The 16490-nt window shown below is 55.2% G+C and carries 16 protein-coding genes; 6 read left to right on the forward strand and 10 right to left on the reverse strand.

What is annotated here, in order from left to right; translation table 11 throughout:
- Positions 1–163 precede the first annotated feature (163 nt).
- The 4 genes from gatB to PHD76_03565 are packed head-to-tail and all read left to right on the forward strand — an operon-like array spanning position 164 to position 6371.
- Positions 164–1606 carry an Asp-tRNA(Asn)/Glu-tRNA(Gln) amidotransferase subunit GatB gene (gene gatB / locus PHD76_03550; GenBank protein MDD5260903.1) on the forward strand — a complete coding sequence of 481 codons (1443 nt, stop codon included), beginning with the start codon at positions 164–166 and terminating at the stop codon, positions 1604–1606.
- A gap of 46 nt (positions 1607–1652) precedes the next feature.
- Positions 1653–3359 (forward strand): ATPase, T2SS/T4P/T4SS family, encoded by a 1707-nt coding sequence (locus PHD76_03555; GenBank protein MDD5260904.1) that lies wholly within the window; start codon positions 1653–1655, stop codon positions 3357–3359.
- Between the two features lies 1 nt (position 3360).
- On the forward strand, positions 3361–5043 hold the full coding sequence (locus PHD76_03560; GenBank protein ID MDD5260905.1) for a GspE/PulE family protein: 1683 nt from the start codon (positions 3361–3363) through the stop codon (positions 5041–5043).
- 2 nt (positions 5044–5045) lie between these two features.
- Positions 5046–6371, forward strand: a complete 1326-nt coding sequence (locus PHD76_03565) for a type II secretion system F family protein (GenBank protein MDD5260906.1) — start codon at positions 5046–5048, stop codon at positions 6369–6371.
- A gap of 186 nt (positions 6372–6557) precedes the next feature.
- Here the strand turns inward: PHD76_03565 and PHD76_03570 are convergent, their stop codons facing one another.
- Genes PHD76_03570 through PHD76_03595 form a run of 6 tightly spaced genes read right to left on the reverse strand, consistent with a single transcriptional unit; the run spans position 6558 to position 13029 of the window.
- Positions 6558–9746 carry a CusA/CzcA family heavy metal efflux RND transporter gene (locus PHD76_03570; protein ID MDD5260907.1) on the reverse strand — a complete coding sequence of 1063 codons (3189 nt, stop codon included), beginning with the start codon at positions 9744–9746 and terminating at the stop codon, positions 6558–6560.
- Entirely contained in the window at positions 9743–11176 is a 1434-nt protein-coding gene (locus PHD76_03575; GenBank protein ID MDD5260908.1) for an efflux RND transporter periplasmic adaptor subunit, read from the reverse strand. The genes PHD76_03570 and PHD76_03575 overlap by 4 nt, the downstream gene beginning before the upstream one ends.
- On the reverse strand, positions 11173–11775 hold the full coding sequence (locus PHD76_03580; protein ID MDD5260909.1) for a sigma-70 family RNA polymerase sigma factor: 603 nt from the start codon (positions 11773–11775) through the stop codon (positions 11173–11175). Before PHD76_03580 ends, PHD76_03575 begins: the two co-directional genes overlap by 4 nt.
- Before the next feature lie 9 nt (positions 11776–11784).
- Entirely contained in the window at positions 11785–12252 is a 468-nt protein-coding gene (locus tag PHD76_03585) for a periplasmic heavy metal sensor (protein ID MDD5260910.1), read from the reverse strand.
- Positions 12249–12584 carry a hypothetical protein gene (locus PHD76_03590; GenBank protein MDD5260911.1) on the reverse strand — a complete coding sequence of 112 codons (336 nt, stop codon included), beginning with the start codon at positions 12582–12584 and terminating at the stop codon, positions 12249–12251. Before PHD76_03590 ends, PHD76_03585 begins: the two co-directional genes overlap by 4 nt.
- Positions 12585–12642: 58 nt before the next feature.
- Positions 12643–13029: a hypothetical protein gene (locus PHD76_03595; GenBank protein MDD5260912.1), complete on the reverse strand. Its 387-nt coding sequence runs from the start codon at positions 13027–13029 to the stop codon at positions 12643–12645.
- 229 nt (positions 13030–13258) lie between these two features.
- Between PHD76_03595 and PHD76_03600 the strand changes: the two genes are divergently transcribed.
- Positions 13259–13645, forward strand: coding sequence for a hypothetical protein (locus tag PHD76_03600; GenBank protein ID MDD5260913.1), 387 nt, complete (start codon positions 13259–13261; stop codon positions 13643–13645).
- 257 nt (positions 13646–13902) lie between these two features.
- Here the strand turns inward: PHD76_03600 and msrB are convergent, their stop codons facing one another.
- The 3 genes from msrB to PHD76_03615 form a co-directional block, all read right to left on the reverse strand.
- A complete protein-coding gene (gene msrB, locus PHD76_03605) occupies positions 13903–14487 on the reverse strand; it encodes a peptide-methionine (R)-S-oxide reductase MsrB (protein MDD5260914.1) in 585 nt (194 codons plus the stop codon).
- A 134-nt stretch (positions 14488–14621) separates the two neighbouring features.
- Positions 14622–14921, reverse strand: coding sequence for a hypothetical protein (locus PHD76_03610; GenBank protein ID MDD5260915.1), 300 nt, complete (start codon positions 14919–14921; stop codon positions 14622–14624).
- Positions 14918–15136, reverse strand: a complete 219-nt coding sequence (locus PHD76_03615) for an addiction module protein (GenBank protein ID MDD5260916.1) — start codon at positions 15134–15136, stop codon at positions 14918–14920. Before PHD76_03615 ends, PHD76_03610 begins: the two co-directional genes overlap by 4 nt.
- A gap of 22 nt (positions 15137–15158) precedes the next feature.
- Here PHD76_03615 and PHD76_03620 point away from each other — a divergent pair, with 22 nt between their 5' ends.
- Positions 15159–15395, forward strand: a complete 237-nt coding sequence (locus tag PHD76_03620) for a hypothetical protein (GenBank protein MDD5260917.1) — start codon at positions 15159–15161, stop codon at positions 15393–15395.
- A gap of 680 nt (positions 15396–16075) precedes the next feature.
- Here PHD76_03620 and PHD76_03625 read toward each other — a convergent pair.
- Positions 16076–16489, reverse strand: coding sequence for a hypothetical protein (locus PHD76_03625; protein ID MDD5260918.1), 414 nt, complete (start codon positions 16487–16489; stop codon positions 16076–16078).
- Position 16490: the final 1 nt, after the last annotated feature.

The raw sequence follows: 16490 nt of genomic DNA on the forward strand, positions 1-16490 counted from the left end.
GCGGATTTTCCGGAAAAAACCTGCCCATCGGACTGCAACTGATCGGCCCGCATTTTGAGGAAGGAAAACTTTTACAGGCCGCGCACGCCTACGAACAGGCGCACGACTGGTTCAAGCGCCGGCCAAAATTCCAGGAATAAGCGCAAGGATTTGGAAACTCATCATGCAATACGAAGCTGTTATCGGACTTGAAGTCCACGTCCAGTGCAAGACCGCCACCAAGATGTTTTGCGGTTGCCGCAATGAATTCGGCGGCGAGGTCAACACCCACCTCTGCCCGGTCTGCCTCGGCCTGCCCGGCGCGTTGCCGACCCCGAACATCGACGCGATCCGGAAAACCATCCTCACCGGCCTGATGCTGAAGTGCAACATCGCCGAGCTCTGCAAATTCGACCGCAAAAATTATTTCTATCCGGACATGCCGAAAAATTACCAGATTTCGCAATACGACATGCCCCTCTGCGTCGGCGGTGTGGTCACACTTGAGAAATACGCCTATCCGAAAGACGTACAAAAAGAGGACTACGCCGCAACGCATAAAAACATCCGCCTCGTCCGCATCCACCTCGAGGAAGACGTGGCCAAGTCCTTTCACTTTGAGGATTCCAGCGGAATCGATTTCAACCGCGCCGGCACGCCGTTGATGGAAATTGTTTCCGAGGCGGACATCACGTCGCCGGAAGAGGCCTTCGCTTACCTGACCACGCTCCGGCAAATCCTGATTTACGGCAACATCAGCGATGCCGACATGGAAAAAGGCCAGCTCCGCTGCGACGTGAACATCAGCGTCCGGCCCGTGGGACAAAAAGAGTTCGGGACCAAGTGCGAGCTGAAAAACCTGAACTCGGTCAGCGGCGTCCGGCGTTCCCTCGCGTATGAAATCCAGCGACAGATCGAAGTGGTCTCCAAAGGCGGAAAAATCATCCAGGAAACCCGGCGTTGGGACGATGCCGCCGGGCAAACCTACGTCATGCGGACAAAGGAAGACGCCCACGATTACCGTTATTTCCCCGACCCCGATCTGCTGCCGGTCCGCACCGATCACGGGCTCAAGGATGCGGCCGAAAAACTGTTGCCCGAACTGCCGCGCCAGAAAAAGGAGCGCTTCCTGCAGGCGTACCAGCTTACGGAATACCAGGCGGAAGTGCTGGCGGCGGACAAATCCCTCAGCGACTACTTTGAACAGGCCGTCGGAATCAGCAAACATGGTCCGGCCATCGCCAATTATCTGATCAACGATTTTCTAGCGACGGAGCCCGATACAACCCAAATCGTCATCCCCGCCGGACATTTTTCCGAGTTGGCCGAGTTACTGGCCACCGGGAAGATCAACAGCAAGCAGGCCAAGGAAGTCCTGGCCGACATGCTGGGCAGCCATGAGGCCCCGGCAAAGATCGTCGAACGCAAGGGCCTGGCCCAGGTGACGAACCTCGGCGAGCTGGAAGCGTTTTGCGACGAAGCCATCCAAGCCAATGAAAAAAGCGTTGCGGATTACAAAGCCGGGAAGAAAGGCGCCATCAACGCCCTCAAGGGATATGTGATGAAAAAGTCAAAGGGACAGGCCAATCCGGCGCTCGTGGATGAAATTTTACAGAAAAAACTGTAATTCTAACCTTGCAGCTTAAGAGTGGGAGCTTAGCTTTTTTAAAGCCATGTCGGTCAACGACAATTACATCCTGCAATTACTTCTCAGCGCCGGGCTCATCTCACAGGAAGACCTTGCCGGCGCACGGGTTAAGGCTGCAGAGAGGAATAGTAGCGTCAGCGACGCACTTGTTCACTTGGGCATAGTCAGCGAAACCGACATCCTTCAAGAAATGGCCAACGAGGCGGGGACCGAATTCGTCCCCACGATCGAGCACGTCGAAGAAAACGCGATTGTATTGCTTCAAAAAGCCCAGGCCAAACGTTACAGGGTAGTACCGCTGTCACGTGTCGGCCAATCACTCCGGATCGCCATTTCTGACCCTCTGGATTTTGAAACGCTGGACGCCTTGCGCCACATCGTCAAACTGGACATCGAGCCCATCGTTGTGCCGCCCGCTGAAATTGACAAAGCCATCGCCCGCTATTACGGGGCGACAGACGAATCCGTGGAATCGCTCATCAACAGCTACGGCGACCTGGAGTTGGATGTCAAAACAGACACCAGCGCAACAGCCGCGGAAACCGAATCAGCGGAAGGCGATGCTCCGATCATCAAAATGGTTTATGGAGTGATCCTGGACGCCTACCGCCTCAAGGCGAGCGACATTCACCTCGAGCCCTTGGAAAAGCGTTTCCGCTTGCGCTATCGCATGGATGGCGTGCTGCAGGAAATGCGCGATCCTCCAAAACGGCTGCAGTCCACCATCGTCAGCCGCGTGAAAATCATGTCGAACATGAGCATTGCGGAAAAGCGCCTCCCGCAGGACGGACGTATCGCACTTGCCATGCAGGACGGCAGCAGTGTGGACCTTCGTGTTTCGAGCATCCCCACGGTTCACGGCGAGTCCATCGTCATGCGTATTTTGGACAAAACCGGACTGACTCTTGGCCTGCCGCAGTTGGGATTTTTTGCCGATGACCAGGCCACGATGGAAAAAATCCTCGGATTTGCGGACGGGATATTCCTGGTGACCGGGCCCACCGGCTCGGGCAAATCAACCACCTTGTACGCCTGCCTCAACACCCTGAACAAACCGGACCGAAAAATCATCACGGTGGAAGACCCGGTGGAATACGAGCTGCCCGGCATCAACCAGGTGCAGGTTCATGAGGACACGGGCATGACTTTCGCGGCTGCGCTGCGGGCCATGCTGCGTCAGGCCCCCAACATCATCATGGTCGGGGAAATTCGAGACGCGGAAACAGCCACCATCGCCATTAATGCCTCCCTCACCGGGCACCTCGTCTTCAGCACCCTGCACACCAATGACGCGCCAAGCGCGGTCACCCGGCTGATTGACATCGGCGTCAAGCCCTTCCTGGTTTCCTCATCCGTACGGGCGGTCATGGCCCAGCGCCTGGTGCGGAAGCTGTGCAAAAACTGCTCGCAGCCCAGCATGCCGACCGACGAGGAGTTGCGCGCGCTGAATTTGAATGTTTCACAAATTGCAGAAGCTAATTTCAGGCATGGCCACGGTTGCGACACTTGCCGCGGCACCGGCTACAAGGGCCGTGGAGGCATCTTTGAAATCTTCATCGTGGATGACGAAATCCGCACCTTGATCAACGAACAGGCTGGAGTCTCCCAGGTTCGCCAGCGCGCGCGCGACCTGGGCATGAGAACCCTGCGCGAAGACGGGGTCCGCAAAGTCGTGGCCGGCGCCACCACAGCGGAGGAAATCATCGCCGCCACCATGGGAGACAAAGACTGACATGGATACCCGGCTGCTGCTTTCATTCCTGCGCGAGCAGGGAATCATCCGCGACGAACAGGCCACCGACCTGCTCGAAGAGGCGGAACGTACCGGCAAACCCATCGAACAAGTCATCGCCAACTTCGGCATCCTGACAGAAGAAGAATTGATGCAGCGGATCGCCGCCAGCATGGGATTGCAGTACGTCGATCTTTCGCAGGCCAACTTCACCCCGGAACTGCTCAGTTGCATTTCCCCGCAAACCGCGCGCTTGCACGGGGCGCTGCCGGTGGCCGTCACCCCCCAATCCATCACTGTCGCCCTCAAGGACCCGCTGAACTCGCAAACGCTGGATGACCTGCGCTGGGCCGCCAATAAGGACATCCAGATCGTGTTGGCCCCACTGACGCAAATCGACAACCTGATCGCCCAGTATTACGGGACCGAACAGGGATCGGTCGATGAGCTGCTTTCACAGTTGGCGGGCGAAGCCCAGTCCGCCTCGGACACAAGCCTGGACGAACTGGGATTAAGCTCGGCGGCCAGCAGCGCGCCCATCGTCAAATATGTCAACACCATCATCGCCAAGGCGATTCAGGCGCAGGCGAGCGATGTCCATTTTGAGCCGTTTGAAAAGGAATTCAAAATCCGCTACCGCGTTGACGGCTCCCTTTACGAAATGGCCCCGCCTCCCAAGCGGCTGGCGCTTCCTGTCATCTCCCGCATCAAGGTCATGGCCTCGCTCAACATCGCGGAGCGGCGAATCCCCCAGGATGGACGCATTCAGACCAGCATGGCCGGCAGGCAGGTGGACCTCCGCGTCTCCACACTCCCAACCCAGCACGGTGAAAGCGTCGTGCTCCGCGTGCTGGACAGAAGCGTAGTCAATCTCGATCTCGCAAGCCTCGGGATGCCGGACCACCTCTACAAATACATCGTCGAAACCGTCAACAAACCCCACGGAATTTTCATCGTCACGGGACCCACGGGCTCCGGAAAAACGACAACGCTGTATTCCTGCATCAAGGAAATCAACACGATCGATACGAAGATCCTCACCGTGGAAGATCCTGTGGAATATGAACTGGAAGGCATCCAGCAAGTCCAGGTGCAGGAAAGCATCGGCTTGACCTTCGCCCGCTCCCTGCGCGCCTTTCTCCGTCAGGACCCGGACCGCATCCTCGTCGGCGAAACACGCGACCTGGAAACGGCCCAAATCGCCATCCAATCCTCCCTCACGGGGCATTTGGTACTCACCAGCTTGCACACCAACGATGCGCCCGGCGCGATCACCCGGCTCATTGATATGGGTGTGGAACCCTTCCTGATTGCCGCCACGCTTGAAGGCGTGCTCGGACAGCGCCTGATCCGCAAAATCTGCCCGAAATGCAAGACGCCCTACGAACCAACGGAAAGCGTTCTTGCACAAATCGGCCTCACCGCCCATGATGTGGGCGACAAAGCGTTCTATTATGGAGCTGGCTGCGAGAATTGCAATCAAACCGGATACAAGGGCCGGAAGGGAATTTATGAACTGCTGGACATTCGCGAACCCATCCGCCAACTCATCACCGGCAAAGCTCCGACGGTTGTCATCCGCCAAAAAGCCATCGAGCTCGGCATGGTCACCCTCAGACAGGACGGCCTCAGAAGCATTTTTGACGGACAGACGTCGATCGAAGAAATCCTAAAATATACCTAACCATGCCCACTTTTAGTTACACAGCCGTCGATTCCACCGGACAACAAAAAACCGGCAACCTCGACGCTCCCAATTCCGCCGAAGCCACGGCCCGGATCAAGCAGTTGGGGCTGTTCCCCACAACGGTGATAGAAGCCACCAAATCCGCCGCAGCCATGCCTACGCGCGTAGCCGTCAAAAAAGGATTTTCGCTTTCCTTCGGCCAGCCCAAGGTCAAAGGCAAAACCCTCATGGTGTTTACACGGCAGTTGGCCACCCTGATCGACGCCGGCCTACCTCTCCTGCGCAGCCTGAAAACCCTCCTCAAACAGGAAAAAAATCTGGCGCTCAAAAACTCCATGCACAACCTTTCGGACTCTGTCGAAAGCGGCAGCACCTTTTCCGAAGCCCTGGCCCAACACCCGCACATCTTCAACAAATTGTACGTCAACATGGTCAAGGCCGGCGAGCTCGGCGGCGTGCTCGAAGTCGTCCTGGGCCGCCTGGCGGAATTCCAGGAAAAATCACAAAAAATCCGCAGCAAAGTCGTCTCGGCCATGGTTTATCCGGTTGTCGTTCTCGTCATTGCCGTCGGCATTCTGGCCTTTTTGCTCCTTTTTATCGTCCCGAAATTTGAAGCCATTTTTAATGACATGCTCAACGGCAAACCCCTGCCCGGCCTGACGGTCATGGTCATCGACGCCAGCAAGCTGGTCCAGTTTTTGGTCTGGCCCCCCTCCATAGAAGCCAACAAGCTTCCCATAGACGCCCTTCAATGGATTCAATTCCCGATTCCCTACCTCCCGATCGTCATCGCAGCCGCCGTTATAGGCTGGAAAATATTCAGCAACCTCCCCGCAGGGGCCATGATGTTGGACCGCTGGAAGCTCAAACTCCCCCTCTTTGGCGACCTTATCAATAAAACCGCCATCGCCCGCTTCTCCCGCACGCTCGGAACTTTGGTTTCCAGCGGCGTGCCCATTCTTCAGGCCTTGAATATCACCAAGGAAACATCCGGCAACATCGTCATTGCGGACGCCATTGCAAAAATCCATGAAAGCGTCAAGGAAGGCGAATCCATGGTTGACCCCCTCGAGGCCAGCGGCCTCTTCCCACCCATGGTGGTCAGTATGATCCAGGTCGGCGAGGAAACGGGCCAGTTGCCCGACATGTTGACCAAGGTCGCCGATGTGTACGAAGAAGAAGTTGATATCACAGTCACCGGCCTCACCTCATTGCTCGAACCGATCATGATCGTCTTTCTGGCTTTGATCGTGGGCACGATCGTCATCGCGCTCTTCCTGCCCCTCATCAGCATCATCACCCAGCTCCAGCAAAATACGAGTTGAGTGGCTTGGACGTCCCGTCCAAGCATAGGGCTCGTAGGAACCATTTTTTGCCACTGATATAATCCAAGGCAACCACTCCAACTCTATCTCTTACTCTTACTCCTAACCTTAATCCCACACTTCCCCGCAACCATTGCTTTCCACATCAGGGCTCTCTATGCACTCGCGACGCATGTCGGAGTTGCGTCAACTGCCTTTTGTCTTCGCCAGTCCGGGACTCCGCCAGAGCAGATAAATCACCGGATACAATAAAAGCTCCAGAATGGCCGAGGTCACAACCCCGCCGACCATCGGCGTGGCAATGCGCTTCATCACGTCCGCTCCGGTGCCCGTGCTCCACAAAATCGGCAGCAAACCGAACAAAATCGCGCAGACCGTCATCATCTTGGGCCGGATGCGCTGCACCGCCCCTTCCCGGATCGCAGCTATAAGATCCGATTGCGAATTCATCCGGCCCTGCGCCTTGTGCTCGTCGTACGCCTGGTCCAGATAAAGCAGCATGACCACCCCGGTCTCCGCATCAATGCCCGCCAGCGCAATCAGCCCGACAGCCACCGCCACGCTCATGTTGTAGCCAAGGAGATACAACAACCAAAAAGCGCCAATCAACGAAAAAGGCACTGCCAAAAAGACAATCCCGGTCCGTATCAGGGAACGGGTGTTCATATAGATCAGAATGAAAATAATCAGCAGTGTGAACGGCACGATCAGCATCAGGCGTTCCTTGGCGCGCAGGAAATATTCAAACGAGCCCGCCCATTCCATGAAATAGCCCGTCGGGAATTTGACTTTTTCACGGATTTGCTCCGCTGCTTTTTGTACAAAACCCACCATGTCAGACGCCGTCGTATCCACAAACACAAAGCCGACCAACTGGCCGTTTTCACTGCGCACTTCCGGAGGACCGAAGGTGTAGCGAATGTCGGCAACTTCAGACAACGGAATTTGCGCGCCTTGCGGCGTGCCGACCAAAATACGGCCCAGCGCCGAAATATCATCCCGATAATCGCGCGCATAACGCACGGCCACCGGGTAGCGTTCCCGCCCCTCGACCGTCCGGGTGATCGTGCTGCCGCCCACCGCCATCTCCAGCACATCATTGATGTCCTCCACCCTGAGCCCATAACGGGCCAGGGCCTCACGCTTGACAGTGACATCCAGATAGCGCCCACCCAACGCCCGTTCCGCAAAAACGCTTCGCACATCCGGAAAACCGGTCAAAGCCTGTTCGATCTCTTCACCGACAGCGTTGATTTGTCCAAGATCCTTCCCATAAATCTTGATCCCCAGATTGGAACGAAACCCCGTGGTCAGCATCTGGGTCCGGGTCTGGATCGGCATCCAAAACACATTGGCTAGGCCCGGTAATTTCAACTTTTCATTCATCTCCGCAATCAGCTTTTCCCAGGTCATGCCCGCAGGCCATTCCTCCTTCGGTTTGAGCTGGATCGTGGTCTCGAACATCGACAGCGGCGCTGGATCGGTGGCCGTCTCCGCCTGGCCTGCCTTGCCAAAGGCTGATTTTACCTCTGGGAATTCCATGATCATCCGGTCTTGCACGTTCAGGACACGCGAGACTTCGCTGATGGCCATGCCCGGGGTCGCGGTCGGCATGAAAAGAATGGTGCCTTCGTTCAGGGGCGGCATGAACTCGGAACCCAATTTCAAAACCGGATACGCGGTCGTGCCCAATATGACAAGCGCCAGCAAAAGCACCGGCCAACGGAATTTCAAAACCAATTCCACCAGGGGCTTGTAAATCCAAATCAGAAAACGGTTGACCGGATTTTTCGCCTCGGGCGCGATTTTACCCCGGATGAACCAGAGCATCAGCACCGGGACCAGAGTCACCGACAGCAGCGCCGCGAAGAACATCGAAAACGTCTTGGTAAACGCCAGCGGCTGGAACAGACGGCCCTCCTGAGCCTCCAGCGTGAAGACCGGGATAAACGAAACTGTGATCACCAGCAGCGAGAAAAACAGGGGCCGCCCCACTTTCATGGCCGCTTCCAAAATGACCTGTGTGCGATGCTCGCCGCTGGGATCGACCCCTCCGGCAGCTTCGCGCGCCTTTTCCAGGTGTTTGTGCGCGTTTTCAATCATGATGATCGCCGCGTCAATCATGGCCCCGATGGCGATGGCAATGCCGCCGAGCGACATGATATTCGCCGTAAGATTCAAGTGCTGAAAGGGTATGAAAGACAACACAATCGCCACCGGCAGCATGACAATCGCCACCATGGAACTTCTGAAGTGCCAGAGGAACAGAATGCAAACCAGGGCGACAATCACGCATTCCTCGATCAGCTTTTCACGGAGCGTATCGATCGACTTCTCGATCAGTTCGGAGCGGTCATAGACCGGAACAACCTTCACACCCGGAGGCAGCGCAGGTTCCAGATCCTTGAGCTTCTTTTTGACGCCGTTGATGACATTGAGGGCGTTTTCCCCATACCGCATCACGATGACTCCGCCGACTGTTTCCCCCCGCCCATTGTAGTCCGCCACACCCTGGCGCATCTCGGCCCCAAACGACACCGTGCCCAGATGTTTGATCAGGATTGGATCTCCGGTACTGTCGGTTTTGACCGCGACATGCTCAATATCCTCAAGGGATTTGAAATAACCGCGGCCCCGGATGTAAAACTCCGTCGTCGCCACCTCAAACGTCTTGCCTCCCACGTCGCGGTTGCTTTTTTGCACCGCTTCGACCACTTCCTGAATCGTCACCTTGTGGCTCAGAAGCGCATTGGGATCGAGGTTGATCTGGTACTGCTTGACATAACCTCCTACTGTCGCAACTTCGGAAACGCCCTTGACCGAGCCCAGCGCGTAACGCAACGTCCAGTCCTGGAATGTGCGGAGCTGAGCGAGATCGTTTTTGCCCGATTCATCCACCAACGCGTATTCGTACACCCACCCGACACCGGTGGCGTCCGGGCCGATGGTCGGATTCACCCCCTCAGGCAGCGTGCCGCGCACCGAATTCAAGTATTCGATGACCCGCGACCGCGCCCAATAAATGTCCGTCCCGTCCTCAAAAATCACATAGACGAAGGATTTTCCAAAAATCGATTCCCCACGCACAAACTTGACCTTGGGCGCCGAGATGAATTTGCTCGAGATGGGATATGTGATCTGATCTTCGATCAGCGTCGGACTGCGCCCTTCCCACTCGGTATAAACAATCACCTGGACATCCGAAAGATCCGGAATGGCATCCAACGGAGTGTGCCGGATTGAGTTGAAGCCCCAGGCAACCCCGAGGATAACCAGGATGCAAACCAGGAAAGGATTCCGCCCGCTCCAGACAGTGAGACGTTCAATCCAACTGGATGGCTGATCCGAAGGTGTGCGAGATTTTGACGCGTTCAATGTGCGTGCCCTTCGGCAGGGTTGGTTTCAGGCGCATTGCCGCCCCAGGCTTTCAACGCGCCTTGAATCCGGCTTTCCGAGTCGATGAGGAAGTTCGCGCTGGTTATAACCCGGTCCCCTTCCTTCAAACCATCCAGCACTTCGTAGCTGGCGCCCATCTTTTCACCAATCTTAACATAGCGGGGTTCCAACTTCCCGCCGCCGTGCTCCAGGAAAACCACAAAACGGTCACCGGTCGGAATAACGGCATCAAATGGAACGGCAAGCTTTTCACCATATTCAAGCGCGCCGCTCACATTGGCATACATGCCCGGCAAAAGTTTCAAATCCGGATTGGGCAGTACAAAGCGTGCTTTCAAGCGGCGGGTGTCCGCGTTGAGCTGGGGATAGACAAACGAAACCTTTGCCTGGGTTGCCAGGCTCGGAATGGATGGAAATTCAATGTTGAACTCCTGGCCGACAGCGACGTACGGAGCCTGGTCCTCATGGAACTCGGCTTCGATCCAGATGGGGGACAACTGCGCCAGCCGGAACAAGGTCTGGCCCTGCTGGAATTTCATTCCCTCCACCGCGTCTTTTTGCAACACAATGCCATCTATCGGCGACAACAGCTCAAACGTGCCGCTCAGCCCCTGTCCCTGGCCTTTGCGGAGCACCAGATCATAGTCCTTCAGGTTCATCGCAAAATCTTCCATTTTTTTGATTTGCCCGTCCGTCAGGTCCCAGACGTGGAGCCGGGCGCGCATGCGGTTGATTTCCTGCTCCAACGCGGCCGGATTTGCATTGGCCATGAAAATTTTGGTGCGGCGCCAGTCCCGATAGGCCTTGATATAATCCTGCTGGGCTTCGATCCAGCCCTCACTCAGTATTGACGCTAATGGCTCGCCTTTCCGCACACGCTTGCCCGTTGCGTCGGCGTAGAGTTTGTCAATAAACCCGTCGGACGCCTTGACGTTGATGTCGCGGAGGGTGGATTCATCCACGGTGACAACCCCCGGCGCCCGCAAAAACCGTTGCAGGCGTTCTGTTTTTACCACGCCCACACGAACCCCGATGGCCTGGAGCCGGTCGGGCGAAACCTGGAACACGGAAGTTTCAGGGGAAGGATTTTTGCCCTCCGTGGGCATCGGGATCTCCTGCTGCGGCGCGGGGCTGGTTCCTCCCGTAGTCGCGCCCGGGGGATTCTCAGCCGCTGCGGATGTGGTTGCGGTTGCCGCCAGACTGGCAGGCTTCTTTTTGACAGGGACCAGGTCCATCCCGCAAATCGGGCACGGGCCGGGTTTGCTTTCATGCACGGAAGGATGCATTGGGCAGGTATAGTAATCGATGTCCGAGCCGGCGCCGGGCGTCCCGGAGGATTGTTTCGAGCAACCCGCTCCGATCAATAAGAAGAGGCACAAGCTCAATAAGACTTGAAGTGACGTTTTCATAAAAAATGGGATTTCAATTTTTGCAATTCCTCCCGGAGCGCCTGCCGCGCCCGATACAGCCGGCTTTCCACGGCTTTGGCGGAGCATCCCAGGATTTCTGCGATTTGTTGATAGGATAGTTCTTCAAACTCGAAAAGCAAAAGAATGCTCCGGAAATCCGGGCCAAGCCGTTGGATGCCGTCCCGGACGGCTGCGGCCTGTTCACGTTTGATGGACGCGTCGGAGGCAGGCAAACCGGATGAGGATAAATCAGGGGCATCCTCGCCCTCGCCATCCTGCCCGTTCACACCCCCAAGCGGCACAACCGGATGCCGCGCATGCCAGCGAATATGGCTGCGGGCCAGATTGGTGGCGATATGAAACAACCATGTGGAAAACGCGGCCCTGGGTTCATAGCGCATCCGGCTCTCATAAACGCGGATAAACGTCTCCTGGGCCAAATCCACGGCATCCGCTTCATTGCCAACGCAGCGCATCATATAATTCGCAATTTTTTGACGCCAACGTTCCATGATCTCGTTCAAGGCAAGGTCATCGCCGCCTTTTAAGCGCCGCATGCATTCGACATCCGCGTCTTCCGTTTGTTCACCGGTGTTCATGCACTCTTATCAACGCATCATCGGCATCTGGGCACCCGGCGTTGAAAACAACATGTGCCGGCTCATGATCTCCACAAAACGCCTGCCTTGGGAAGGTTCCATCTCACGGCTCACGGCGTAAATATGCTCCATCATCCCCCGGCGGCATTCTTCCCGCACCTGGCAGGATCTGTCGAATGCCGCGGTCAATTCCGGGGTCAGACCGGTATTGGCATCAATAAATTGTTGGAGTTCGAGTTCCGCATCCCGGGCCCGGCGGCATCGCTCGTCGCAAAGCGGTTTGTAGGCCTTGTGCAAAGCCGCGATCTTTCCAAACTGGGCATCCGTAACATGAAATTCCTTCCGCATCCACGCAAGTCCGGACGGATCGTCGTGTCCGTACGGACAGGCGCCTTGCACCCGCAAAAAATAAGCCGCCACGTAGCCCGCAACAGCCAGCAGCACAACCAGAAGAACAAGCCCGGTTTTTCTGTTCACCGGCCAGGCTCCAGGCGTGTTTGCGAAAGCGGATTGATGGAGTCGGCGTACCGGGATTCAAGCTGCAGAGATAGCGACGATGCGCTGTGCCCCCCCTGCAAATAGCCCAGGGAAATGCCGGCCAGCAACGCCACGACAGCCAGCGCCATTGCATAACGCGGCACTGCCATCAATTCCGCAAGCCGTCCGAAAAAATCTTTCAACCACGCAAACCTGTCCTGCTCGGCGCGGGCGGCGATGTGGCGCCAAACCTCCCGTTGAAAACCGGAAGGCAGTTCCACCTGCACATCCCAGTTCCTTAAAGCCTCTTTTAATTCCGAATCTGTTTTCATGGATACTCCCGTCGAACCGGGAGGCTGAATGACCCCCCGGTTTTCACCTGATCTTAGCTTACATCTTGCCACATTGAACAGGCCGAAGCGTGCCATCCGGGCAAACCATCTTGGCATTCACTTCCTTGCCTGTAGCGGCCTTCTCCAGGACGATGCTGCAACCGCCGACTTTCAGGCCCTTGCCGGTTTCCGTAATGGTGGCATGTCCCTTGCTGTCCACATCGCGGACGGTGGTGACGTAGGTTGTTTTCATCAGCGGGCAGTAGGCCGCGATCTTATCCCCTTTTTGGAGGGCTTTGAAGTCGGCGACTGTTTTCAAGGGCTGTGCCGCGACCAGACGCGCGCCTTTTGTCGTTTCGACAGTCAGAGCCTGCACTGAATTTGCGGCAGAAATGCCCAGCCCCAGGGCCAGGCCCAATATTGCGAGTTTGATGTTCAGTTTCATTTTGTTGTCCTTTATTTTTGTTTTTTGGCATTCCCAACCGGGTCCGCCTGTTTATTATTATCTTCACAGGGTTAAACGCAGGAACCGCTTCAAACCCTCGAAAAACATTCAGTTTTTATAAAATCCGGAAAAAATTAAAAAAAACCGAGGGTTTTCCCGCCCGGCGGCGTTATAGTTAATAGGACTGTCGCGGCTCAAACCCTCCGTTACGGTTAAAAGGAACAAATTCATGAAAAATCAGTTATTGAAATATGCAGTGGTGGGCCTGATGGCTGCGGGCGCATTTACATTTTCGCAGGTACCGGTCAAAGCCGAAAACACTCCCGACCAAAAAAAGCAGATTGAGGAACTCAAAAAATCCTATCCGCTCGACACCTGCGTCGTATCCGGTGAAAAACTGGAGCCCGGCGAGATGGGCGCGCCTGTCGATTACCTGTACAAACAAAAAGGCGCGGACGGCAAGGAGACAACCCGGTTGGTTCGTTTCTGCTGCCCGGGCTGCATCAAGAAATTCAACAGCGACCCGGCAAAATATTTGAAGCTCATTGATGCCGCAGGCCAAACCAAAAAAACAGCCGCCACCACCCCGCCAGCCGGTTGTCCCGCGTGCCAATGAGTGAAGATCCCCTTCCTCGCGCATAGGGGATCTTCACCTGCTTCGGCGCGAATCCGCGCCGAAGGACACGGAGGGACTTTTACTTTTGCGTCTCTTGCGTTTTTTCGCGGCTAATTCTCAATGTGATTGTTCATTTCTTCGCGGCTTTGCGTCTTCGTTCGCACTTCGTCCGCCGCGGCGGATTTAGGCGGACGTGAGAAACAGTGCTTTTTATCTGCGTTTATCCGCGTTCATCTGCGGTTCAAATTGTGCTGCTTTTATTTTTTCTCAAACAGCTTCAAATATTTCCCGTACCCCTGCTTTTCCATCTCTTCAACCGGGACAAACTTCAACGACCCGGAATTGATGCAATACCGCAGGCCGGTCGGCGCGGGGCCGTCGTCAAACAAATGCCCCAGATGGCTGTCCGCTTTTTGGGACCGCACTTCGACCCGGATCATGCCGAGGGTGCTGTCCTTCTTCTCAACAATAGATTCCTTCTCAATCGGCTTGGTAAAACTCGGCCAGCCCGTGCCCGAATCGAATTTGTCCGTCGAACTGAACAGTGGCTCACCGGAAACGATATCGACATAAATCCCCGCCTTGTGGTTGTTCCAATAGGCATTTTCAAACGGGCGTTCCGTGCCGTTCTGTTTGACAATCCGGTATTGTTCCGGAGTCAACAGCTTCCGCAATTCCTCATCGGAACTGGGAAGGCTGCATACGGTCGTACATTTTTTTGAGGTGTCTGGTTTCATGGTTGGGTCCGGAGTTTTAGACGGGTTGTCCGCCGCCGCAAGGGCAACAAACGCCGTAAAAAAAAGCGGCAGACAGACGAGCGGTTTGACGTTCAAATGTTTCACAAAAATACGAGCGGCCAACCCGCTCAATATTCCAATATAGACCACACAATCCTATAATCCAGCGGCTGGTCCGCAGATTTCACAGATAACCGACACCAACCCGGAACATCTAGCAGGTACGCACTTGTTCGCTTTTAATTTCTCTTCTTCAATTCTGATCGTATCCACAAAGGAGAACGTCGCATGTCAAGAACTGCATACACCTGAGCTATCTCGCCTTCGACCTCGTAGTAAATTCCGAATGGAAACCGCTTCGACAGCATCCGATAAAATCCAAAATGCACATGATGAATTCCGGCATAGAGAACCAGAGAATCTAAATCCGAAAGTAGCGACTCGATAAAATATTCTCCGATCCCAGGTTCCCGCGCTTCGTAAAATCGGCGTCCCGCTTCAAGATCAATCGCCGCATCTTCGAGGACGATGACGGTCATAAAACCGCTGTACGTAAACGGCTTTTGAGCTGCTCCAGTGTCAAAAACTTCGCTTCACCGCTGTCCGCCCGAGCCTTTCTGTCCGCCAGTACGTCTTGATGCCAGTCTGGAGAAGTCATGTCCTCCGTATCGTGACACAGAGCATCCCAAAGCTGCTCCATCGCCTGCAAGCGCTCGGTCACAGACATTTTGTTGATTTGAGCTATCTCGATCATGTGCTGATTCTACAATGCCCAAATGGAAATCGCAAGGGCCGCGTTTGTCCTGTACCGTCCGTGGTCAGAAGCCTGGAGCACATGGCACCCGAGGTCGCCGCGTCGGGCCTTGGGCATGGCTCTGTTCTTCCTCGTCATACATGGCGAAAAGGGCTTCCGAAGCGCCAACCATCGCCAGATGCTCCTCGATCCAGGCCAGCAACTCGCGATAATCCGCTGGCGGAAGCTTTTCGATGTATCCATGCGTTGTGTTGCGTGAGAAGCAATGTCCACGCGCCGCGGAACGCGAACACAAAGCCTTGCAGACGGCGACGTATTGAAAAGGCGGGCATATGTTGAGTCAAGATGCTTCGTTAGCCGACGAGCGTAGCGAGGTTGCTGGACAAACTTGGTTTGGACATCGTTTTGATTCTCATTGTATGGTTGCGAAGCATGCCATAAGCAAAAGCGCATATAAAGTGTAGAACGCGGTCAGAGCTAATCCCCAGGACTGAAAATAAATTTGTTTTTGTAGGGTCGGAACAAAAGCAGACGCAATGAAAAGGCCGAAGAGAATGATGGCTAGATAAGGAATGAATGAGCCCATGTTACGGGCAAAAAGCAGATGAGCCGGGAGCAAACCCGGGGAGCCTGAATATACTGGACGAAAATGCTCAACATACCCCGGTAGCCAAGTAACACTGGGATAGGCCGTGATACACAGAAGCAATGATGCCGTTAAATACCAAAAACTAGGTCTGGCGATTGGGTGCTTCATTTGTATTCAACGCTAAGCTCACCCACGGCTCTCTGGAAGCGGCGGCTGGCAGCAAAACGGGGCAAGGCGAAGGCGCGGAGGCTGCGGAATCAGCATCCGTGACTGAGCCGGTGGAATTACGGCCGCGCTTTTAAACGACCCGCCCGGAGAGCTGCTTGTATGTAGCGTATGGTTCGGTGTTTTCATTGTACTTGTATTGGGTAAATCCTCATCGGCAACCACGGTAACGCCATGGAAAAAAGAAAAATGGCAACAAACATTAAGGTAGTGATAAGAGTCAGAACGCACAAGGCTGTCCATGTGGACTCTACGCTCCTGCATCTTGCCGTGGCATAGATCGCGAACAGAACAAAAATAACGGGGAACAGATATGGCCAGACTGTCGGAGGATAAAATAAGGTTGAAATCACCGGCAACGGTTTTCCGCCAGTTAATTTAGCTAACGGGTAATCAAGCCAACGCGACAGTGCGAAAAGAAAGAATGACACCACACCACTACCAGCAATCGTGATCCATCCAGTAATAATACGCGTGATCATTTGTTTTTCACCGTCCGCCATCACTCGCGCCGCATAGCGGCGTTGAGTGGATGGCATG

This window comes from Candidatus Methylacidiphilales bacterium, assembly GCA_028713655.1.
In the GTDB taxonomy this organism is placed as follows: Bacteria; Verrucomicrobiota; Verrucomicrobiia; order Methylacidiphilales; family JAAUTS01; genus JAQTNW01.

Excerpts from the sequence above, each read along its gene's own strand:
- gatB (MDD5260903.1), top strand. The coding sequence starts at position 164 with ATGCAATACGAAGCTGTTATCGGACTTGAAGTCCACGTCCAGTGCAAG.
- PHD76_03555 (MDD5260904.1), top strand. The coding sequence starts at position 1,653 with ATGTCGGTCAACGACAATTACATCCTGCAATTACTTCTCAGCGCCGGG.
- PHD76_03560 (MDD5260905.1), top strand. The coding sequence starts at position 3,361 with ATGGATACCCGGCTGCTGCTTTCATTCCTGCGCGAGCAGGGAATCATC.
- PHD76_03565 (MDD5260906.1), top strand. The coding sequence starts at position 5,046 with ATGCCCACTTTTAGTTACACAGCCGTCGATTCCACCGGACAACAAAAA.
- PHD76_03575 (MDD5260908.1), bottom strand. The coding sequence starts at position 11,176 with ATGAAAACGTCACTTCAAGTCTTATTGAGCTTGTGCCTCTTCTTATTG.
- PHD76_03580 (MDD5260909.1), bottom strand. The coding sequence starts at position 11,775 with ATGAACACCGGTGAACAAACGGAAGACGCGGATGTCGAATGCATGCGG.
- PHD76_03590 (MDD5260911.1), bottom strand. The coding sequence starts at position 12,584 with ATGAAAACAGATTCGGAATTAAAAGAGGCTTTAAGGAACTGGGATGTG.
- PHD76_03595 (MDD5260912.1), bottom strand. The coding sequence starts at position 13,029 with ATGAAACTGAACATCAAACTCGCAATATTGGGCCTGGCCCTGGGGCTG.
- PHD76_03600 (MDD5260913.1), top strand. The coding sequence starts at position 13,259 with ATGAAAAATCAGTTATTGAAATATGCAGTGGTGGGCCTGATGGCTGCG.
- PHD76_03610 (MDD5260915.1), bottom strand. The coding sequence starts at position 14,921 with ATGACCGTCATCGTCCTCGAAGATGCGGCGATTGATCTTGAAGCGGGA.
- PHD76_03615 (MDD5260916.1), bottom strand. The coding sequence starts at position 15,136 with ATGATCGAGATAGCTCAAATCAACAAAATGTCTGTGACCGAGCGCTTG.
- PHD76_03620 (MDD5260917.1), top strand. The coding sequence starts at position 15,159 with ATGGAAATCGCAAGGGCCGCGTTTGTCCTGTACCGTCCGTGGTCAGAA.
- PHD76_03625 (MDD5260918.1), bottom strand. The coding sequence starts at position 16,489 with ATGCCATCCACTCAACGCCGCTATGCGGCGCGAGTGATGGCGGACGGT.